The organism is Pasteurella sp. P03HT (genome assembly GCF_054052285.1).
In genome coordinates this window covers 80,525-100,957 of sequence record NZ_JBSIUM010000003.1, presented here as the reverse complement: position 1 = coordinate 100,957, position 20,433 = coordinate 80,525, and the positions used below count along the sequence as shown (strand labels likewise).

At 40.5% G+C, this 20,433-nt stretch carries 20 protein-coding genes; 19 read left to right on the top strand and 1 reads right to left on the bottom strand.

Features of this window, described 5'->3' with window-relative positions; translation table 11 throughout:
* The first annotated feature begins 14 nt into the window (after positions 1–14).
* A complete protein-coding gene (gene tsf, locus ACWIT3_RS03750) occupies positions 15–863 on the top strand; it encodes a translation elongation factor Ts (RefSeq protein WP_457161475.1) in 849 nt (282 codons plus the stop codon).
* Positions 864–917: 54 nt separating this feature from the next.
* Here tsf and ACWIT3_RS03745 read toward each other — a convergent pair whose 3' ends face one another.
* Positions 918–2,504, bottom strand: coding sequence for a phosphoethanolamine transferase (locus ACWIT3_RS03745; RefSeq protein WP_457161569.1), 1,587 nt, complete (start codon positions 2,502–2,504; stop codon positions 918–920).
* 155 nt (positions 2,505–2,659) lie between these two features.
* Between ACWIT3_RS03745 and pyrH the strand changes: the two genes are divergently transcribed.
* The 18 genes from pyrH to mog all read left to right on the top strand — a co-directional run bounded on the left by pyrH (position 2,660) and on the right by mog (position 20,426).
* The gene (pyrH, locus tag ACWIT3_RS03740) at positions 2,660–3,376 is read left to right on the top strand and encodes a UMP kinase (RefSeq protein ID WP_046338999.1); all 717 of its coding nucleotides are present in this window, start codon (positions 2,660–2,662) and stop codon (positions 3,374–3,376) included.
* A gap of 84 nt (positions 3,377–3,460) precedes the next feature.
* A complete protein-coding gene (frr, locus tag ACWIT3_RS03735; protein WP_046338998.1) occupies positions 3,461–4,018 on the top strand; it encodes a ribosome recycling factor in 558 nt (185 codons plus the stop codon).
* A gap of 96 nt (positions 4,019–4,114) precedes the next feature.
* Positions 4,115–5,314 carry a 1-deoxy-D-xylulose-5-phosphate reductoisomerase gene (gene ispC, locus ACWIT3_RS03730; protein WP_457161474.1) on the top strand — a complete coding sequence of 400 codons (1,200 nt, stop codon included), beginning with the start codon at positions 4,115–4,117 and terminating at the stop codon, positions 5,312–5,314.
* Positions 5,315–5,372: 58 nt separating this feature from the next.
* Entirely contained in the window at positions 5,373–6,092 is a 720-nt protein-coding gene (gene uppS / locus ACWIT3_RS03725) for a polyprenyl diphosphate synthase (RefSeq protein ID WP_457161473.1), read from the top strand.
* 15 nt (positions 6,093–6,107) lie between these two features.
* A complete protein-coding gene (locus tag ACWIT3_RS03720) occupies positions 6,108–6,974 on the top strand; it encodes a phosphatidate cytidylyltransferase (protein ID WP_457161472.1) in 867 nt (288 codons plus the stop codon).
* A gap of 25 nt (positions 6,975–6,999) precedes the next feature.
* A complete protein-coding gene (rseP, locus tag ACWIT3_RS03715; RefSeq protein WP_457161471.1) occupies positions 7,000–8,328 on the top strand; it encodes a sigma E protease regulator RseP in 1,329 nt (442 codons plus the stop codon).
* Positions 8,329–8,359: 31 nt separating this feature from the next.
* Entirely contained in the window at positions 8,360–10,732 is a 2,373-nt protein-coding gene (bamA, locus tag ACWIT3_RS03710; RefSeq protein ID WP_457161470.1) for an outer membrane protein assembly factor BamA, read from the top strand.
* A 112-nt stretch (positions 10,733–10,844) separates the two neighbouring features.
* On the top strand, positions 10,845–11,432 hold the full coding sequence (locus ACWIT3_RS03705; RefSeq protein WP_457161469.1) for an OmpH family outer membrane protein: 588 nt from the start codon (positions 10,845–10,847) through the stop codon (positions 11,430–11,432).
* 13 nt (positions 11,433–11,445) lie between these two features.
* The gene (gene lpxD / locus ACWIT3_RS03700; RefSeq protein ID WP_457161468.1) at positions 11,446–12,474 is read left to right on the top strand and encodes a UDP-3-O-(3-hydroxymyristoyl)glucosamine N-acyltransferase; all 1,029 of its coding nucleotides are present in this window, start codon (positions 11,446–11,448) and stop codon (positions 12,472–12,474) included.
* Positions 12,475–12,578: 104 nt separating this feature from the next.
* The gene (fabZ, locus tag ACWIT3_RS03695; RefSeq protein ID WP_457161467.1) at positions 12,579–13,037 is read left to right on the top strand and encodes a 3-hydroxyacyl-ACP dehydratase FabZ; all 459 of its coding nucleotides are present in this window, start codon (positions 12,579–12,581) and stop codon (positions 13,035–13,037) included.
* 18 nt (positions 13,038–13,055) lie between these two features.
* On the top strand, positions 13,056–13,844 hold the full coding sequence (gene lpxA / locus ACWIT3_RS03690) for an acyl-ACP--UDP-N-acetylglucosamine O-acyltransferase (protein ID WP_457161466.1): 789 nt from the start codon (positions 13,056–13,058) through the stop codon (positions 13,842–13,844).
* 75 nt (positions 13,845–13,919) lie between these two features.
* Positions 13,920–15,089 (top strand): lipid-A-disaccharide synthase, encoded by a 1,170-nt coding sequence (lpxB, locus tag ACWIT3_RS03685; RefSeq protein ID WP_457161465.1) that lies wholly within the window; start codon positions 13,920–13,922, stop codon positions 15,087–15,089.
* A gap of 9 nt (positions 15,090–15,098) precedes the next feature.
* Complete coding sequence (gene rnhB, locus ACWIT3_RS03680) at positions 15,099–15,692, top strand: ribonuclease HII (protein WP_457161464.1); 594 nt, start codon at positions 15,099–15,101, stop codon at positions 15,690–15,692.
* Between the two features lie 31 nt (positions 15,693–15,723).
* Positions 15,724–17,580, top strand: a complete 1,857-nt coding sequence (locus ACWIT3_RS03675; protein WP_457161568.1) for an SLC13 family permease — start codon at positions 15,724–15,726, stop codon at positions 17,578–17,580.
* A gap of 10 nt (positions 17,581–17,590) precedes the next feature.
* The gene (locus tag ACWIT3_RS03670; protein WP_457161463.1) at positions 17,591–18,262 is read left to right on the top strand and encodes a CDP-alcohol phosphatidyltransferase family protein; all 672 of its coding nucleotides are present in this window, start codon (positions 17,591–17,593) and stop codon (positions 18,260–18,262) included.
* Between the two features lies 1 nt (position 18,263).
* Positions 18,264–18,893, top strand: a complete 630-nt coding sequence (locus ACWIT3_RS03665; RefSeq protein ID WP_457161462.1) for a lysophospholipid acyltransferase family protein — start codon at positions 18,264–18,266, stop codon at positions 18,891–18,893.
* A gap of 1 nt (position 18,894) precedes the next feature.
* Positions 18,895–19,827: a phosphatidate cytidylyltransferase gene (locus ACWIT3_RS03660; RefSeq protein WP_457161461.1), complete on the top strand. Its 933-nt coding sequence runs from the start codon at positions 18,895–18,897 to the stop codon at positions 19,825–19,827.
* A gap of 20 nt (positions 19,828–19,847) precedes the next feature.
* On the top strand, positions 19,848–20,426 hold the full coding sequence (gene mog / locus ACWIT3_RS03655; RefSeq protein ID WP_457161460.1) for a molybdopterin adenylyltransferase: 579 nt from the start codon (positions 19,848–19,850) through the stop codon (positions 20,424–20,426).
* The last annotated feature ends 7 nt before the right edge of the window (positions 20,427–20,433 follow it).

Genomic DNA, 20,433 nt, shown 5'->3' with positions numbered 1-20,433 from the left:
CAGAGGATTAAAAAATGGCTGAAATCACAGCATCATTAGTAAAAGAACTTCGTGAGCGTACTGGCGCAGGTATGATGGAATGTAAAAAAGCGTTAGTAGAAGCGAATGGTGATATCGAATTAGCAATCGACAACATGCGTAAATCAGGTCAAGCAAAAGCGGCTAAAAAAGCAGGTCGTGTTGCAGCAGAAGGTGTGATCCTTGCTCGTGTTGGCGCTGGCTTCGGTGTATTAGTTGAAATGAACTGTGAAACTGACTTCGTTGCAAAAGATGCTGGTTTCTTAGGATTAGCAAATGAAGTGGCAGATTTCGCATTAGCAAACAAAGGTGTGACTATCGAAGCACTTCAAGCACAATTTGAAGAAAAACGTGCTGCATTAGTCGCTAAGATTGGTGAAAATATGAATATTCGTCGCGTTCAATTCTTAGAGGGTGATGTTCTAGGTTCATACTTACACGGTGCGAAAATTGGTGTATTAGTTGCAGGTAAAAACGCAGACGACGAATTACTCAAAAAAGTTGCAATGCACGTTGCTGCAAGCCGTCCAGACTATGTTAACCCATCTGATGTACCTGCTGATGTTGTGGAACATGAGCGTCAAATCCAAGTTGACATCGCAATGCAATCGGGTAAACCGCGTGAAATCGCAGAGAAAATGGTTGAAGGTCGCATGAAGAAATTCACTGGTGAAGTTTCATTAACTGGTCAACCATTCGTAATGGATCCATCTAAATCTGTAGGTGAATTCTTAAAAGAAAGCGGTGCTGACGTAACTAACTTCGTTCGTTTCGAAGTGGGTGAAGGTATCGAGAAAGTGGAAGCTGACTTCGCAGCAGAAGTTGCAGCAATGCAAAAAATCTAATTGCTAAAAGCAGATGAGAAAAAAGCCAGCAATCGCTGGCTTTTTTGTTGTTTGTTATTTCTTATCAATCACTTGTTGACCCGTTCGAATATCAATAGCAGGATCCAGTGGTGTGGTACGTTTTTGGATCGTTTTTTTCAGTCCATAATCATCGCTGTCAGCGTGATTTGAAAACAAATCCATTTCAGGATCGAGTTCTGGATGTTGGATCCCAATCCAATTGGCAATGCCTTCTAAGAAATTTAAACCTGATTTAAACACGTTATAATATTTTCTTTCTGTATCATCAGAGGAGGTTTTGAATAACGGAATATCATTGTGTCGCTGGCTCACACAGTTTTGACTGAAGAACACGTCATTTTTCTGCCCTTTACTATGGCAAAGTCCATGATCTGAAAAATAGATCATCGAGAAAGTGCGGTGATTTTTTTGCTGATTTTGTTGTAGCTTGCTATACACCTGTGCAAGCAAATCATCGGTTTTCTTAATCGAAGAAATATAGCAATTTAAGTATTCATATTCAGCTGAAAGCTCACCTTCTTTAAAGATTCGAGGGTAGTCAGTGAGACGATCACAAGCCAATGGATGTGAGCCGTAAAGATGCAACACGATAAAACGAGATCCTTGCACACTGTCTTGTAGCACATGATCTAATTTAGGTAAGAGTTCAAAATCACTGTGATTCGTGGAATTAAAACTGCCCCCTTTCTTTAAAAATTGGACAGATTGGCTTTTACTTGCTAGCACTGCAATGGGCGTGTCATATTCGCCGAGAAAACCTTGATTCGACAACCAATAGGTTTTCATTCCAGCCGCATTAATCAAATCGATTAAACTAAATTCATATTTTGGTTTCCATTGATTTTTATCGTTATGGGTGAGCATTAAGCGTAACGAAGCGACGGTGTTTGTGCCCGCCGAAGTGAAACCATCGATCAAAGTCCCCTTTGCGCGACTCATAAATGGCGTATTTTCAATCGGATAACCGTAAGCATGGTGGTAATCTTTACGTGCGCTTTCGCCAATCACTAAAACATAATCATCGTATTTTGCGTGTGGCAAGCTCACATTTTTCCATTGTGTTTCTAAACGTAACTTATTGAGTCGATCTAACTCGGCTTGCACTTCCATGCCAGATTTATAAATTTCTTTAAAAAACATTGCCGCAGGCGAATAGAATGCAAGAAGTAAAAAAGCCGTCACTAAAAACAGTTTGTTTTTATAGAGTTGAATAGCATATTTTTGCGTGAGCCAACGATACAGCAGTAACAGTGGAATGATACTGAATGCAATTAAGTAACTACTGAAAGGAATTTGTAACAAAAACTCACGAGTTTCAAGGAGATCTGTTGCGAAGAGTGAGGCAATATATTGGTAACTTGGCGCACCAAAATTCAAGCCTACGGGCATATAAAGCGTATGGCTTAATACTAATGGTAAAAGGAGAAAGTAAAAACTCTTTTTAGAGGCGCTAAATATAATCAAAACCGCGCTAAGCGCTAAAGTAGGGAGTAGTTCGAATTTTGTCCAAAAACCTGTGCCGAGTAACAGAAAATAGCTGATAAAGCCAATGATCAATACTGCCAAAAGTGCGGCTAAAGCATAATGGATTTTAGGTGCGATGCCTGCATGTTGAAACATATTCATGATTTTCCTTGTTAAGTAGACTGTTTATTATTCTAGCGTACCTCATTCATGAAATTCTACTTCCAAATTCTTCACAGGGGGGGGAGAATCCTTTAAAATAGGTCAATTTTTTGTAACTTACGATATTAATTAAAAACGAGGAAAAAAAGATGAGCCAACCAATCTATAAACGAATTTTGTTGAAACTTAGCGGTGAAGCTTTACAAGGCGATGAGGGTTTTGGTATCGATCCTTCGATTTTAGATAGAATGGCGTTAGAAATTAAGGAGTTAGTTGCAATGGGCGTTGAAGTGGGCGTCGTATTGGGTGGCGGCAACTTATTCCGTGGAGCCAAATTAGCAAAAGCAGGAATGAACCGTGTGGTCGGTGACCATATGGGGATGCTTGCGACCGTTATGAATGGCTTGGCAATGCGTGATGCGTTACACCGTGCTGATGTGAACGCGAAATTAATGTCAGCATTCCAATTAAATGGAATCTGCGATACGTATAACTGGTCTGAAGCAATTAAAATGTTACGCGAAAAACGTGTAGTGATTTTCTCAGCGGGTACGGGGAGCCCATTCTTTACCACGGATTCAGCAGCGTGTTTGCGCGGTATTGAAATTGAAGCCGATGTGGTGTTAAAAGCGACAAAAGTAGATGGTGTATATGACTGCGATCCTGCCAAAAATCCAGAGGCAAAATTATATAATCATTTAACTTACGCTGATGTGATTGACAGAGAATTACAAGTGATGGACTTAGCAGCGTTTACGCTAGCACGTGACCACAATATGCCAATTCGTGTATTTAATATGGGCAAACCAGGTGCATTACGTCGTGTGATTTTAGGTGAAGTGGAAGGCACACTGATCTGCGAATAAAAGTTGTCGTGATTTTTATACAAAATTAGATTAAACTTAGTGCCAGTTTGTTAACTGGTTTGACTGAATAAATAAGGACTTCTTGTGATTAATGAAATTAAAAAAGATACGCAAGCGCGTATGGAAAAAAGCTTAGAAACCTTTAAAAATCATATTTCTAAAGTGCGTACAGGTCGTGCTCAACCAAGTTTACTTGATGGTATTCAAGTAGAATATTATGGTTCACCAACACCATTACGCCAATTAGCTAATGTGGTTGCAGAAGATGCACGTACATTAGCTGTGACTGTATTTGACCGTAGTTTAATCAATGCAGTAGAAAAAGCGATTTTAACCTCTGACTTAGGGTTAAACCCATCATCAGCAGGTACCACAATTCGTGTGCCTCTTCCGCCATTAACAGAAGAGCGTCGTCGTGATTTAATTAAAATCGTAAAAGGCGAAGCAGAACAAGGTAAAATCGCAGTACGTAACGTTCGTCGTGATGCAAATGACCAAATCAAAGCATTATTGAAAGATAAAGAAATCAGTGAAGACGAAGAACGTAAAGCACAAGACGAAATCCAAAAAATCACCGATCTTTTTGTGAAAAAAGTGGATGAAGTGTTAGCGGACAAAGAAAAAGAATTGATGGATTTCTAATTTTAGTTTGAGATCAAAATGAAAGACGCAGTAACTTACTGCGTCTTTTAGTATGTAAACAGTAAATGACTTTTCTCGATAAAGTGCGGTCGAAATATGCAAAATAAACAAAATTTAGTGATTCTAGGATCAACAGGATCGATTGGGACAAGTACCTTATCCGTAATTGAACATAATCCTGATAAATACTATGCGTTTGCTTTAGTGGGCGGACGTAATGTGGAATTGATGTTTGAACAATGTTTGAAATTTCGACCGCACTTTGCCGCATTAGATGATGTCTTTGCAGCAAAAATGTTAGCGGAAAAGCTAAGAGCACACCAATGTGCTACTCAGGTGCTAGCGGGGCAGCAAGCGATTTGTGAATTAGCGGCACACCCACAAGCCGATATGGTCATGGCGGCGATTGTTGGGGCAGCGGGATTGTTACCGACCTTATCAGCCGTGAAAGCGGGCAAACGCGTTTTACTGGCGAATAAAGAGGCGTTAGTGACTTGTGGTCAGCTATTTATTGATGCGGTGCGTGACTATGGTGCGCAATTATTGCCAGTCGATAGCGAACATAATGCAATTTTCCAATCCTTACCGCCTGATGCCCAGCGACAAATTGGTTTTTGTCCGCTTTCTGAATTAGGGATCAGCAAAATTGTCTTAACTGGTTCGGGCGGTCCATTCCGTTATACCGAACTGGATCAATTTGACCATATCACACCAGAGCAAGCGGTTGCTCACCCAAATTGGTCAATGGGTAAAAAGATTTCAGTCGATTCTGCCACGATGATGAATAAAGGGCTGGAATATATTGAAGCGCGTTGGTTATTCAATGCGAGCGAAGAGGAAATGGAGGTCATTATTCATCCACAATCGATTATTCACTCGATGGTGCGCTATATTGATGGCTCTGTGATTGCACAAATGGGTAATCCTGATATGCGTACACCAATCGCGGAGACCATGGCGTATCCAAACCGCACGTTTGCAGGCGTTGCTCCGTTAGATTTTTATCAATTAAATGGCTTAACGTTTGTGCAACCCGATTATCGACGCTATCCTTGTCTGAAATTAGCAATTGAGGCATTTGCAGCAGGACAATATGCGACGACAGCGATGAATGCGGCGAATGAAATTGCAGTGGAATATTTTTTAAATCATCAAATCAAGTTTACGCAAATTGCTCAAGTCAACCAATCTGTTGTCGAGAAGATACAAGCTCAGAAAATCACCTCTATTGAGGAGGTGCTAGACGTCGATCAAAATGCACGAGAATTAGCAAAAACAATCATTTTAAATTTTTAACATCATTGTACCTTGTGGTATAGTGGCGAAAAAAGTGCGGTCAGAATTTTGAGAGAATATGGTAGAACTTGATCCAAATAATATTCCACAACATGTTGCCATTATTATGGATGGAAACGGGCGTTGGGCAAAGCAACAAGGTAAGATGCGTATTTTTGGTCATAAACATGGAATTAAGGCAGTACGCGAGGCAGTGTCTTATGCGAGAAAAGTTGGAATAAAAGTTCTCACGTTGTATGCGTTTAGTCGGGAAAACTGGACGCGACCAGAACAAGAAGTCAGCGCATTGATGACGTTATTTATGCAAGCCTTAGATATTGAAGTAAAAAAATTACATAGCAATAATATTAAACTGAATATCTTAGGGGACATTAACGGATTTAGCCCGAGTTTGCAAAATAAGATCAAAAAAGCAGAACAGTTAACAGAAAAGAACACGGCATTGATCTTAAACATTGCCGCAAATTATGGTGGCTGTTGGGATATAGTACAAGCCGCACAACATTTAGCCCAGCAAGTAAAAGATAATCAACTTGCGGTGTCTGATATTACAGCAGAGTTATTACAACATAATCTCGTTACCAAAACGCAACCACAAGTAGATTTATTAATTCGAACCAGTGGTGAGCAGCGGATCAGTAATTTTTTGTTATGGCAAATCGCGTACGCAGAATTGTATTTTTCTGATGTGCTTTGGCCTGATTTTAGTGAAAAAGAGTTTAATCAAGCCATTATTGCCTATCAACAACGCCATCGTCGCTTTGGTGGCTCAGAATAATAAGAGGATTAAATTTTGCTTAAAGAACGTGTTTTATCGGCAATGATTTTGATTGCAATCGTATTCGCTGCTTTGTTTTTGTTTTCACCATTTTATTTTGCACTTGCGGTCGGCGCAGTTGTGATTCTAGGAAGTTGGGAATGGACTCAATTTGCTCATTTTAAAGTCAATTTTTGGCGCTTAGGTATCACAGGTTTGTCGGCTGCTTTCTTGTTTTTATGGATTTATGGTGAAAGTGATTACCTCAATGCAGGACGGGTTTTTGAAGATCTTTTGCCTCTGATTTTATTTTCTGCAGTGATTTGGTGGGGCATCGCCTTTATTTTGGTCGTGACTTATCCTCGTTCTTCTCAATTGTGGGGAAAAAGTAAACTGCTCCAATTCCTGTTTGCTTTTTTCACTCTCATCCCATTTTTCGTGGGAGTACTTCGCTTACGTTTAGATCACTATATCAGTGATTCATACCACGGTATTGTCCTCTTATTATATGTGTTTGTTTTAGTCTGGAGTGCCGACTCAGGCGCGTATTTTGCGGGGCGTCAATTTGGTAAACATAAATTAGCACCAAAAGTTTCACCAGGGAAAAGCTGGGAAGGCGTCGTGGGAGGTCTTATCACCGCGGGGATTGTGGCTGCTATTTTCATGCAGTTTACTCAAGATAGTTTATTGGCGGGGGTGTCGATATTGCCTTTCATCCTTTTATCTGTTGCAACGGTCGCTGTGTCAATTCTCGGTGACTTGACAGAAAGCATGTTAAAACGTCAAAGTGGAATTAAAGATAGTAGTCAATTAATTCCAGGCCATGGTGGAGTGTTGGATCGTATTGATAGCCTGACTGCAGCCGTTCCATTTTTTGCTTATTTTTATTTTTTTATTCTTTAGTTGTATTTAAATAGGAACAATAAAAATGTCGTTTTTGTGGTCATTTTTTTCTTTCATTATTGTTATCGGGGTATTGGTTGCTGTCCATGAATACGGCCATTTTTGGGCGGCACGAAAGTGCGGGATAAAAGTACATCGTTTTTCTATTGGATTTGGTAAAGTCTTATGGTCACGCAAAGATAAGCTGGGGACAGAATTTGTTATTTCTGCTATTCCATTAGGGGGCTATGTCAAAATGCTAGATGGGCGCAATGAAGAGGTGCCCGCGGATTTGACTTCGCAAGCGTTTGATAAAAAATCTGTTGCGCAGCGTGCTTTTGTCATCGCCGCAGGACCGCTGGCTAATTTTTTATTTGCCATTCTCGCCTATGCTGTGATTTATACTATTGGCATACCGACGCTTAAACCTGTTGTTGCAGAGGTTGTACCTAACTCTGTTGCTGCTCAAGCACAAATTGAACCGCATAGCCAGATCACACAAATTGATGGAACAAACACGCCCGATTGGGAGACCATCAATATGCTATTAGCAACGAAAATGGGTAGTTCACAAGTTGTACTGACGCTTACCCCCTTTGATTCGCAAGTGGAATACCAAAAGGTCTTGGATATTTCTAGTTGGCGTTTTGACCCAGAAAAAGAAAGCGCGATTACGGCATTAGGTTTGCAACCGATTCGAACTAAAGTTGAGATGACCTTGTCTAAAGTGGAGCTCAACTCCCCAGCTGAAAAAGCTGGATTGAAAGTAGGAGATAAACTCTATGATGGCTCAGAACTGGTGAGATGGGAAACGTTTATTGAGCAAGTACAAGCAGGAAAGCCGTTTACTGTCAAAGTTGAGCGAGAGGGGCAGTTCCTTTCATTATTGCTGACGCCTGAATTAAATAAAAAAGGACGTTGGTATGTTGGCATTGCACCGACAGCTGATCCAATCTCTGATAAGTATCGAACAGAGTTAAAGTATGGTATTCTTGAGGCGTTACAAAAAGGCATAGAGAAAACTGCACAGCTCTCTTGGTTAACAATAAAAGTGATTGGTAAATTATTTACAGGCGATTTATCTTTGAATAATTTAGGTGGTCCTATTTCAATTGCAAAAGGAGCGGGGATGTCTTCTGAAATTGGATTCGTCTATTATTTAGGATTCATGGCATTGATTAGTGTTAACTTAGGCATAATGAACTTATTCCCACTGCCTGTGCTTGATGGGGGACATTTAGTCTTTTTGGCAGCAGAAGCGATACGTGGTAAACCGCTTTCTGAACAGATTCAAAATGTGAGTTATCGTATTGGAGCAACATTATTAATTCTGTTAATGGGATTTGCTCTGTTTAACGATTTTTTACGTTTATAATTAATTTTTTACTTACAGGATAACATTCACGATGAAAAAACTTTTAATTGCAAGTTTATTATTTGGTTCAGCGACTGCATTTGCTGCACCGTTTGTCGTTAAGGATATTCGTGTTGACGGTGTTCAAGCTGGAACAGAAGGACGCATATTAGCTGCGTTGCCTGTTCGTGTTGGTCAGCGAGCAACGGATAATGATATTGCGAATTTAGTCAGAAAATTATTCCTTAGTGGACAATATGATGATGTGAGAGCAACTCGAGAAGGGAATACCTTAGTTGTGACTGTTATGCCAAAACCGATTATTGCTGATGTTGTATTAGACGGGAATAAATCGATTCCTGATGAAGCATTAAAACAGAATTTAGATGCTAATGGTTTTAAGACAGGTGAAGTGTTAAACCGTGCGAAATTAGAAGAGTTTCGTAAAGGTGTGCTTGATCATTACAACAGTGTTGGACGTTATAACGCGAAAGTCGAAACGATTGTAAATACGTTACCGAATAATCGTGCAGAAGTGAAAATTCAAATTGAAGAAAATGATGTTGCGTTATTTAAAGATATCACTTTCGAAGGAAATACGGTTTTTAGTAGCGGTAAACTTGAAGATCAAATGGAATTACAAACGGACTCATGGTGGAAGTTATTTGGTAATAAATTTGATCCAACCCAATTTAATAAAGACCTTGAAACAATACGTGGCTATTATCTAGATCGTGGATATGCGCAATTCGATATTGTCGATACTGATGTGCAATTAGATGACGAGAAAAAAGCGGCTAACGTCAAAATTAAACTGAAAGAAGGCGAACTGTTTACTGTAAAAAATGCCCGTATTGTTGGGGATGTTGGTGGAATGTCGGCTGAACTTGCACCAATTTTAGATGTGATTCAACTTAATGGACCTTTCCGCCGAGCAGATGTGCTTGACGTTGAACAGCGTATTAAAGCGAAACTTGGTGAAAGAGGGTATGCGACAGCTAAAGTAAATGTGCATCCTAGCTTTGATGAGCAAAATAAAACCATCTCATTGGATTTTATTGTTGAAGCAGGGAAAACCTATTCTGTGCGTCAAATTCGTTTTGAAGGGAATACCGTGAGCGCAGATAGTACGTTGCGTCAAGAAATGCGTCAACAAGAAGGTGCTTGGTTATCTTCAGAATTAGTTGAGTTAGGAAAATTACGTTTAGATCGTACAGGCTTTTTTGAAAGTGTAGAAACTCGTACAGAAACAGTCCCTGGCTCTGATCAAGTGGATGTGATTTATAAAGTAAAAGAACGTAATACTGGAAGCATTAACTTTGGTATTGGTTACGGTACAGAAAGTGGATTAAGCTATCAAGCAAGTATTAAACAGGATAACTTCTTAGGGATGGGCTCGTCTATCAGTTTGGGTGGGTCGCGTAATGATTATGGTACGACGATCAACTTAGGTTACAACGAACCGTACTTTACCAAAGATGGCGTGAGCTTAGGTGGAAATATCTTCTTTGAAGAGTATGATAGCTCGAAAAGTAATACTTCTGCTTCTTATGGACGTACGACATACGGCGGTAACTTAACGTTAGGATTCCCAGTAAACGAAAATAACTCTTACTATTTAGGGTTAGGTTATGCCTTTAATAAATTGAAAAATGTCTCACCAGAGTATAACCGTGACTTGTATCGTAAATCGATGAATTACGATAGTTGGACATTTAAGGCGCATGACTTCGATTTATCTTTCGGTTGGAACTATAACAGCCTTAACCGTGGCTTTTTCCCAACGAAAGGGGTGAGAGCAAATATTGGCGGACGAGTCACGATTCCTGGCTCAGACAATAAATATTATAAATTAAATGCGGACTTACAGGCGTTTTATCCGATTGACCGTGATCACAATTGGGTGCTTTCGAGTCGATTTAGTGCATCATTTGCAGATGGTTTTGGTGGCAAACGTTTACCATTCTATCAAAACTATAGTGCAGGTGGGATAGGCAGTCTACGCGGTTTTGCGTATGGTGCGATTGGACCAAAAGCGATTTATAGTCATGCTTCTTGCCAAAATCAATTCTGTTTGAATAGTGCTGATGTTGTTGGTGGTAATGCGATGGTCACGGCAAGTGCGGAATTGATTGTCCCAACACCATTTGTGGCAGATAAAAATCAAAATTCTGTTAGAACCTCATTTTTTATTGATGCAGCGAGTGTTTGGAATACACGTTGGAAAGCGGAAGATAAAGCGCAATTCGAAAAATTGAATTTACCAGATTATAGCGATCCAAGTCGTGTTCGTGCTTCCGTTGGTGTTGCGCTACAATGGCAATCGCCAATTGGTCCACTCGTTTTCTCTTATGCGAAACCAATTAAAAAGTATCAAGGGGATGAAATTGAACAATTCCAATTTAGTATTGGTGGAACATTCTAATAACTTATTGGAACTTATAACAAAACTTATCGTCTAAACATGCATCTGTGTCGTAAAAATGTACGGCACAGAATTTATTCAATATTATATTACTTAATAGGAAAATGAACCGATGAAAAAAGCAGTAAAATTAACCGCACTTTCTTTAGCATTAGCTTTCTCTTCTTCTTTCGCGATGGCGGCTGAAAACATTGCATTTGTAAGTGGTGACTACTTATTTCAAAACCACCCAGATCGTAAAATGGTTGCCGAGAAATTAGAAGCAGAGTTCAAAACGCGTGTTGAGAAATTAGCAGAGAACAAAAAACAAGTGGATGAAAAAATTGCGGCATCACAGAAAAAAGTAGAAGCCAAAATTGCTGCTTTACAAAAAGATGCACCAAAATTACGTAGTGCAGACATTAAAAAACGTGAAGAAGAAATTAATAAATTAGGCAGTACAGAGCAAGAGGCAATTAATAAGCTGGTTGTTGCACATGATGAAGAAGTAAACAAATATCAAGAAGATTACGCGAAACGTGAACGCGAAGAAACCAGTAAGTTATTGAATAGTATTCAAACTGCTGTGACAAGCGTCGCAAAAGAAAAGAATTTTACATTGGTATTGAATGAGAGTGCGGTTGTATTTGCAGATGAAGCAAAAAACATTACTCAAGATGTATTAAAAGCAATTCCTGCTACACCTGCACCAGCAAAATAATATAGGCTAAATCATGCGAGTTTATTCTCTCCAAGAATTAGCACAGCAAATCGGCGCTACCATTCGTGGTAACGCCGATGTTGTTGTTGAAAGTATTGCGCCGCTAGATAAAGCGACAGAAAAACAATTAACATTTATTTCAAATGCAAAATTTCGTCACCTGCTTTCTGATTCAAAGGCGGGGATTCTTGTGGTGTCAGAAGCGGATGTGCCTTTTTGTGCAGAGCATAGCAATTTACTGATTGTAAAGGATCCTTATGTCGCGTATGCGGTTCTAGCGCAATATATGGACAAGACACCGAAAGCTGCTTCAGGTATTGCCCCGAGTGCCGTAATCTCAGAACACGCTATATTAGGTAAAAACGTCTCAATTGGTGCGAATGCGGTGATTGAAGAGGGGGTCCAACTTGGCGATGATGTAGTGGTTGGTGCTAACTGCTTTGTGGGTAAAAACACGAAAATTGGTGCAAATACTCAGTTATGGGCAAATGTAAGTGTCTATCACGATGTTGAGATCGGTCAGCACTGTTTAATTCAATCTGGTGCGGTCATTGGCAGTGATGGATTTGGTTATGCGAATGATCGTGGTCGCTGGATTAAAATTCCACAAGTCGGACAAGTGATTATTGGTAACCATGTCGAAATTGGTGCTTGTACTTGTATTGACCGCGGTGCATTAGATCCAACGGTAATTGAAGACAATGTGATTATTGATAACCTGTGTCAAATTGCCCATAACGTTCATATCGGTACTGGAACGGCTGTTGCGGGCGGCGTCATTATGGCAGGTAGTTTAACCGTCGGTCGTTATTGCTTGATTGGTGGAGCGAGTGTGATTAATGGTCATATGGAAATTTGCGATCAAGTGACCATTACTGGCATGGGGATGGTGATGCGTCCAATCACAGAGCCAGGGGTGTACTCTTCAGGTATCCCACTACAAACTAATAAAGAATGGCGTAAAACAGCGGCATTGACATTGGGGATTGATGGGATGAACAAGCGTCTGAAAGCGCTGGAAAAGCGAGTAGAGAAGAAATAACTGAAAACGAACCGCACTTTCTCGCGGTTCGTTTTGTATTCAGTGTATAAATACCGTATAATTTTAGATAGTTATTATTTTATTTTTTATTGGAAGGTACGATTGTGACAATTGAGAATACTGTAGCAAAAACTATTGAAGCAAATGAAATCATGAAATTATTACCGCATAGATACCCGTTTTTATTAGTTGATCGCGTGGTAGATTATGAAGAAGGTAAATGGTTGAAAGCTGTAAAAAATATTAGTGTAAATGAGCCTTGTTTCACGGGGCATTTTCCTGAGCAACCCATTTTCCCAGGGGTATTAATTTTAGAAGCAATGGCACAAGCTACAGGTGTGTTAGCATGTAAAAGTCAACGTCAGCTAGAAAATGAGCTTTACTATTTTGCTGCAATTGATAATGCGCGTTTTAAACGCCCAGTTTTGCCAGGCGATCAAATGGTTTTAGAAGTCCATTTTGTTAAAGAACGCCGTGGTATTACCCGTTTTACTGGTGTTGCAACAGTAGATGGACAAGTGGTTTGTGAAGCGGAATTAATGTGTGCTCGCCGTCCTGCATAATAATTTAAGGAGTCAAGAATGATCCACTCAACAGCGCAAATTCATCCAACCGCGATTGTCGAAGAGGGTGCGAAAATTGGTGAAAATGTTGTGATCGGTCCTTTCTGTATTGTGGGTGCAGATGTGGAAATTGGTCGCGGGACTGTTTTACATTCTCATGTTGTGGTCAAAGGAATTACGAAAATTGGTTGTGATAATCAAATTTTCCAATTTGCTAGCATTGGTGATACAAACCAAGATTTGAAATATCAAGGCGAACCGACTCGTACCGTGATTGGTGACCGTAACCGTATTCGTGAAAGTGTGACGATTCATCGTGGCACCACGCAGGGCGGAGGCGTAACAGTCATTGGCGATGACAACTTATTAATGGTGAATGTGCATGTGGCACATGACTGCCGTATCAAAAATCGTTGTATTTTAGCCAATAATGCCACCCTTGCGGGTCATGTTGAGTTAGATGATTTTGTGATTGTTGGGGGAATGTCTGCGATTCACCAATTTGTGATTGTGGGCGCCCATGTGATGTTAGGCGGGGGTTCAATGGTGAGTCAAGATGTGCCACCGTATGTGATGGCACAAGGTAACCATGCAAAACCATTTGGGGTGAATATTGAAGGATTAAAACGCCGAGGTTTTGATAAGCCAACCTTACATGCAATTCGTAATGTGTATAAATTAATTTACCGCAGCGGCAAAACGCTAGAAGAAGTGATGCCTGAAATTGAACAAGTTGCGGCGAAAGAATCAGCGATTAGCTTCTTTGTTGAGTTTTTTAAACGTTCAACACGTGGGATTATTCGTTAATTCAATCAAGCTTTCTGCAAAATAGACCGCACTTTTTGTTCAAAAGTGCGGTTATTTTTTATCTAGGATCGAAATATGGAACAACTAACAACTCGACAACCCATTATTGCGATTGTTGCAGGGGAAGTATCGGGAGATATTTTAGGTGCGGGCTTAATACGTAGTTTAAAAATTCGTTATCCCCATGCACGTTTTATTGGTATCGCAGGACCTCGCATGTTAGCCGAAGGGTGTGAAACCTTATTTGATATGGAAGAACTGTCTGTCATGGGGTTGGCAGAGGTGGTGAAACATTTGCCCCGTTTATTAAAGATTCGCCGTGAATTAATTCAAACTTTATTGGCAGAGAAGCCAGATATTTTTATTGGCATTGATGCGCCAGATTTTAATCTTGATGTTGAATTAAAACTGAAAGAAAACGGGATCAAAACAATTCATTATGTTAGCCCTTCAGTTTGGGCATGGCGTCAAAATCGCATTTATAAAATTGCCAAAGCCACCCATCTTGTACTCGCATTTTTACCTTTCGAGAAAGCCTTTTACGATCAATTTGATGTACCTTGTCGCTTTATCGGACACACAATGGCAGATGCAATTGCACTTAAGCCTAGCCGAGCCGAAGCTTGCCAGTACTTGCAATTAGACGATAAACAACGTTATGTGGCGATTTTAGTGGGCAGTCGTGGGGCTGAAGTGGAGTTTTTAACTGAGCCATTTTTGAAAGCAGCACAGTTATTAAAACAGCAATACCCAGATGTGCGTTTTTTAGTTCCGTTAGTGAATCAAAAACGTCGTGACCAGTTTGAAAAGATCAAAGCACAAGTCGCACCTGAGTTAGATCTCATTTTATTAGCGGGTCATGCACGGCAAGCAATGATTGCGGCGGAAGCAACGTTGTTGGCGTCAGGTACAGCCGCTTTAGAAGCCATGTTATGTAAGTCGCCAATGGTGGTGGGCTATCGTATGAAAGCTACCACTTACTTCCTGGCAAAACGTTTAGTCAAAACAGAGTATATTTCGTTACCGAATTTGCTTGCGAATGAAATGTTAGTGCCAGAAATGATTCAAGAAGACTGTACACCAGAAAAATTAGCAGAAAAACTTTCAGTGTATTTAAGCCAAGATGAAAGTGCGGTACAACAACGTCATCAATTAATTCAACGTTTTGTTGATTTACATAAGTTAATTCAATGTGATGCGGATAAGCAGGCGGCACAAGCCGTCGTGGATTTATTAGAACAATAAGGATAAAAAATGGAATTTACGTACCCAACAGATGTTGAGTTAATCGCTGGAGTAGATGAAGTCGGGCGTGGTCCTCTTGTGGGCGCAGTAGTGACTGCTGCCGTGATTTTGGATCCAAATCATCCGATTGTAGGGCTCAATGACTCAAAAAAATTGTCCGAGAAAAAACGTTTAGCTCTTGCGGAAGAAATTAAGAAAAAGGCGTTGGCTTGGAGTTTAGGGCGTGCAGAACCAGAAGAAATTGATGAATTAAATATTTTACACGCCACGATGTTAGCAATGAAAAGAGCGGTCGAAAATTTAAAAATTCAACCGCACTTAGTATTAGTGGACGGTAACCGTGTGCCTGATGTGACGATGCCAGCACAAGCGATTATCAAAGGCGACGGTTTAGTACCTGAAATTAGTGCAGCATCAATTTTAGCCAAAGTGGCACGTGATCAAGAAATGGTGGAGCTGGATAAACATTATCCTGATTATGCCTTTGCACAACATAAAGGTTATCCAACCAAATTACATTTAGAAAAACTGGCAGAGTTAGGTCCTTTACCACAGCATCGGCGCAGTTTTTCCCCTGTGCGAAAAGTATGCGGTGACGTATAATGAATCAATACATTAAGGTCGGGAGCAGATGATGGACTTCAACTTACAGAATGAACTATGGGCAAGCCCGTTATTTTGGGTATTAGCGCTATTATTCAGTGCCATTGTGTTATTTGTACGTAATAAAATCCGTATGGATGTGGTGGCTTTGTTAGTGATGGTTGCCTTTTCTTTGAGTGGTATTTTAACAGTAAATGAAGTGCTTGCAGGTTTCAGCGATCCTAACGTGATCTTGATTGCCTTACTGTTCATCGTGGGAGAGGGAATCGTCCGTACGGGCATCGCTTATCAAGTGAGTGAATGGTTGTTAAAAGCAGCTAAAAATAATGAAACTAAAGTCCTCATTTTGTTGATGCTAGCGGTAGCGACCTTAGGTTCATTTATGAGCTCTACGGGAATTGTTGCGATTTTTATTCCAGTCGTCTTCGTCATTTGTCAACAAATGAACATTTCACCTAAACGTTTGATGATGCCACTGAGTGTGGCAGGATTGATTAGTGGCATGATGACGCTCATTGCAACAGCCCCAAACTTAGTAGTGAATGCAGAATTAATCCGTAATAGCGAATTCCGTTTTAATTTCTTTGACTTTACCCCGATTGGTGTTGTGGTATTAACCATGGGGATTTTGTATATGTTAATTGCTCGTCGCTGGTTAACAGATCCCAATGAGGAAACAACCAAGGATACCAGTCGTCGTTCTATGAATGATTTGATTGATGAGTATGGTTTACGTGAGCGGACAAAACGTTTAGTCGTTAAAAAAGGCTCACCGTTTATCGGGAAGCATTTAGATGAACTACATTTGCGCTCAACATACGGACTCAATGTGTTAGCTATTGAGCGTTGGAAGCGTTTTAGACCGACTTTTATTTCTGCCTTGGGTACGTCTGAAATTCGAGAGAAAGATATTTTATTAATGGATATCACCAATCCAGCCTTACAAATCGAACAATTTTGCCACGAACATCAATTAGAAATTGCAGAAATTCGATCGCAAAACTTCTCGCAACAAGCAAAATCTATTGGCATGGCAGAAATTACATTGGTACCTGATTCGGATTGTATTGGTAAAACTACTGCCGAGTTACGTTTCCGCTCACAATTTGGTTTAAATGTGGTGGGCGTAAAACGTGATGGTGAGGTGTTGGCAGGTAATTTTTCGGAAGTCAGTTACTCTTTAGGCGATTTGATTTTAGTTGTCGGCGATTGGAAGGCCATTGAACAAATGCAAAATCATGTCAAAGATTTTTATGTTTTGAACTACCCATTAGAAATGGAACGTGCGGTACCTGCCGCTAGTCAAGCACCTCATGCGGTGTTATCTATTTTAACTATGGTGTTTTTGATGGTCACGGGTATTGTACCGAATGTTATCGCCGCACTGATTGCTTGTTTGATGTTAGGCTATTTCCGTTGTGTTGATGGTAAAAGTGCTTATGAATCTATCCACTGGTCGAGTTTGGTGTTGATTGTGGGCATGATGCCGTTTTCTATTGCGTTACAGAAAACGGGAGGCGTGGACTTAGCTGTGAAGCTCATGCTAGATGCAGTCGGTGATCTCGGTCTGCATGCGGTATTAATGAGTTTATTCTTATTGTGCGCGGCAGTGAGCTTGTTTATTTCGAATACCGCCACAGCAATTTTAATGGCACCGATTGCAATTACAATTGCTCATAAACTGCAAGTATCGCCAATGCCATTTGCCATGATTATCGCAGTAGCCGCATCCGCCGCCTTTATGACGCCAGTTTCTTCTCCTGTCAATACCATGGTTCTGGGTCCAGGTGGTTATAAATTTGCGGATTTCGTCAAAGTTGGCGTGCCTTTTACCTTATTAGTGATGATTGTGAGCGTATTTTTAATTCCTTTACTCTTCCCGTTTTAAAGGAGGCGAAATGAGCATTTATGATCTCAAACCGAAATTCCAAAATCTGTTACGCCCAACGGTCGTAAAATTAGCGGCTCGTGGCGTAACTGCCAATCAAGTGACATTGCTTGCTTGTGTGATTTCCGTGATGTTAGGGATTTTTTTGACCGCACTTTCTACGGTCAATTGGCTGTTTATTTTGATCCCGATTTGGCTGTTTGTGCGAATGGCATTGAATGCGATTGATGGCATGCTCGCACGTGAATTTAATCAAAAATCTCGTTTAGGTGGCTACTTAAATGAAGTGACTGACGTAGTGTCTGATGCGGCGTTATATCTGCCGTTTGCCTTGATTTTTCCATTCGAACCGTTATTAATTGGCTTGATTATTTGGCTAGCGGCATTAACTGAATTTTGTGGCGTATTGGGGCAAGTACAAGGGCAAACTCGACGTTACGACGGTCCGTTAGGGAAAAGTGATCGTGCCTTTTTATTTGGTGTATTAGGGTTGGTTTATGCTTTTGTGCCACATCTACCGCATTGGTTATATTGGCTTGCGTGGGGCGTTGTCGCCTTATTAGTACTCACTTGTGTGAAACGTGTGCGATCAGGCTTAGCGGAAGCAGCACCAATGCCATGTGCTGAAATTTCAGAAAAAACGACCGCACTTGAAAGGTCAGAATCACCAAAAGGAGAATAAGATGCTCGCAAAATTTGTTGATTTTATCTTATGTCGTTTTACGTCATTCATTACTGGCGTTCGACCACAACGTGCGGTGTCGCAGCAATCAGTGGGTAAAAATCGTTTGTATTATGCCAATCACAATAGTCACGGCGATTTTATTTTATTGTGGGTTTCATTACCTTACGAAGTCCGTAAAAATACACGTCCCGTGGCAGGCGCAGATTATTGGTCAAAAGGCAAAATCCGTCGTTTCCTAGCGGAAAACGTGTTTAATATGTTGCTAATTGAGCGTGGAGGCGATAATCCGCAAGCGATTACCGAGAAAATTAGTGAAACGCTAAAAGAAAGCTCGTTGATTATTTTCCCTGAAGGCACACGCAAAATGGACGATGATGTGGCATTACAACCGTTCAAAAGTGGCTTGTATTATGTGGCAAAACAAAATCCAGAGTTAGAACTCGTGCCCGTTTGGATTAGCAATATGCACAATGTCTTACCCAAAGGGTTTATTCTGCCGATTCCATTATTGTGCGATTTATATTTAGGCGAGCCGTTGCATTATCAAAATGGCGAAGAAAAAGACGCCTTTTTAGCGCGTGCAGAACAAGCCTTATTAAATTTAAACCCAAAACAAAAGGGGGCATAACATGGAAATGTGGACATTGTTTTGGGGATTAATCGCAACGTTAGTTGTTGCTTCTGCTATTGGTTATGCGTTGAAATGGAAAGTCGGCTTTTCGACACCGCACGCAGTCATTGATAACCTGAATGCACGTATTAATGCGTGGTGGGTGATGATTTTAATCATCTTTGCAGCGGCATTTATCGGCTTTTATGGCGTTATTGCCCTCTTTTTTATCATTTCTTTTATGGCGTTGCGTGAGTTTCTTTCGCTCATTTATATTCGTCGTGGAGATCATCTCGCTCTAGCGGCTTGCTTTTACATCATTTTGCCACTCCAATATTATTTTATTGTGGCAGATTGGTTCAGTATGTTCACCATTTTTATTCCAGTTTATGCCTTCTTATTTTTACCGATTTTATCCGCCTTGTTGGGTGATGCCTCTCACTTTTTAGATCGCTCGACCAAAGTGCAATGGGCGATTATGATTTCCGTGTTCTGTATTTCGCACATTCCAGCAATGTTGACTTTAGATATCGGTGGATTTGAAGGTAAAAATTTATTATTAATGATTTTCCTGATTCTCGTCGTGCAATCGAGCGACGTGTTGCAATATGTCTGGGGAAAATTATTTGGTAAGCATAAAATCGCCCCAACGTTATCGCCTTCAAAAACCATTGAAGGCTTCATTGGTGGCGTGATGAGTGCATCGATTTTAGGTGGATTATTACATTGGTTAACGCCATTTACCCCAATTCAAGCCATTTTAATGAGTTTACTCATTTGCTTGATGGGTTTTTTAGGCGGGCTAGTCATGTCTGCCATCAAACGCAGTATGGGTGTAAAAGATTGGGGCAATATGATTAGTGGACACGGCGGAATGTTAGATCGTATGGACAGCCTGTGTTTTGCCGCACCGATCTTTTTCCATATTGTGAGATATTATTGGGTTTGGTAGTAAAGAAAAAAGAGGAAAAAATGACCGCACTTTTAAAAATTGGTTTAGTTTCAGTATCTGATCGTGCTTCACAAGGGCTTTATCAGGATCAAGGAATTCCCGAGTTACAAGCTTGGTTAGAAAATGCATTGTGTGAGCCATTTGAAGTTGAAACACGCTTGATCCCAGACGAGCAAGATCAAATTGAAAAAACATTATGTGAGCTGGTGGATGATTGCCATTGCCATTTAGTGTTAACTACAGGGGGAACAGGACCAGCAAAACGTGATGTAACACCAGATGCGACTTTAGCCGTTGCAGATCGTGAAATGCCGGGTTTTGGTGAGCAAATGCGTCAAGTGAGTTTACATTTTGTGCCAACAGCAATTTTATCTCGCCAAGTGGGCGTGATTCGTAAAAACAGTTTGATTCTCAATTTACCGGGTCAACCAAAAGCCATTAAAGAAACCTTAGAAGGCGTGAAAGACGCTGACGGCAAAGTGCTGGTAAAAGGGATCTTCAGTGCGGTACCTTATTGTTTGCAACTGATTGACGGTATTTATATTGATACCAAACCAGAAGTGATTGAAAGTTTTAGACCAAAATCGGCACGCCGTTAACGATGCT

Bases quoted from the DNA above. Each gene is read 5' to 3' on its own strand.
- tsf (WP_457161475.1), top strand. From the start codon at position 15: ATGGCTGAAATCACAGCATCATTAGTAAAAGAACTTCGTGAGCGTACT.
- ACWIT3_RS03745 (WP_457161569.1), bottom strand. From the start codon at position 2,504: ATGTTTCAACATGCAGGCATCGCACCTAAAATCCATTATGCTTTAGCC.
- pyrH (WP_046338999.1), top strand. From the start codon at position 2,660: ATGAGCCAACCAATCTATAAACGAATTTTGTTGAAACTTAGCGGTGAA.
- ispC (WP_457161474.1), top strand. From the start codon at position 4,115: ATGCAAAATAAACAAAATTTAGTGATTCTAGGATCAACAGGATCGATT.
- uppS (WP_457161473.1), top strand. From the start codon at position 5,373: ATGGTAGAACTTGATCCAAATAATATTCCACAACATGTTGCCATTATT.
- rseP (WP_457161471.1), top strand. From the start codon at position 7,000: ATGTCGTTTTTGTGGTCATTTTTTTCTTTCATTATTGTTATCGGGGTA.
- bamA (WP_457161470.1), top strand. From the start codon at position 8,360: ATGAAAAAACTTTTAATTGCAAGTTTATTATTTGGTTCAGCGACTGCA.
- ACWIT3_RS03705 (WP_457161469.1), top strand. From the start codon at position 10,845: ATGAAAAAAGCAGTAAAATTAACCGCACTTTCTTTAGCATTAGCTTTC.
- lpxD (WP_457161468.1), top strand. From the start codon at position 11,446: ATGCGAGTTTATTCTCTCCAAGAATTAGCACAGCAAATCGGCGCTACC.
- lpxA (WP_457161466.1), top strand. From the start codon at position 13,056: ATGATCCACTCAACAGCGCAAATTCATCCAACCGCGATTGTCGAAGAG.
- lpxB (WP_457161465.1), top strand. From the start codon at position 13,920: ATGGAACAACTAACAACTCGACAACCCATTATTGCGATTGTTGCAGGG.
- rnhB (WP_457161464.1), top strand. From the start codon at position 15,099: ATGGAATTTACGTACCCAACAGATGTTGAGTTAATCGCTGGAGTAGAT.
- ACWIT3_RS03675 (WP_457161568.1), top strand. From the start codon at position 15,724: ATGGACTTCAACTTACAGAATGAACTATGGGCAAGCCCGTTATTTTGG.
- ACWIT3_RS03670 (WP_457161463.1), top strand. From the start codon at position 17,591: ATGAGCATTTATGATCTCAAACCGAAATTCCAAAATCTGTTACGCCCA.
- ACWIT3_RS03665 (WP_457161462.1), top strand. From the start codon at position 18,264: ATGCTCGCAAAATTTGTTGATTTTATCTTATGTCGTTTTACGTCATTC.
- ACWIT3_RS03660 (WP_457161461.1), top strand. From the start codon at position 18,895: ATGGAAATGTGGACATTGTTTTGGGGATTAATCGCAACGTTAGTTGTT.
- mog (WP_457161460.1), top strand. From the start codon at position 19,848: ATGACCGCACTTTTAAAAATTGGTTTAGTTTCAGTATCTGATCGTGCT.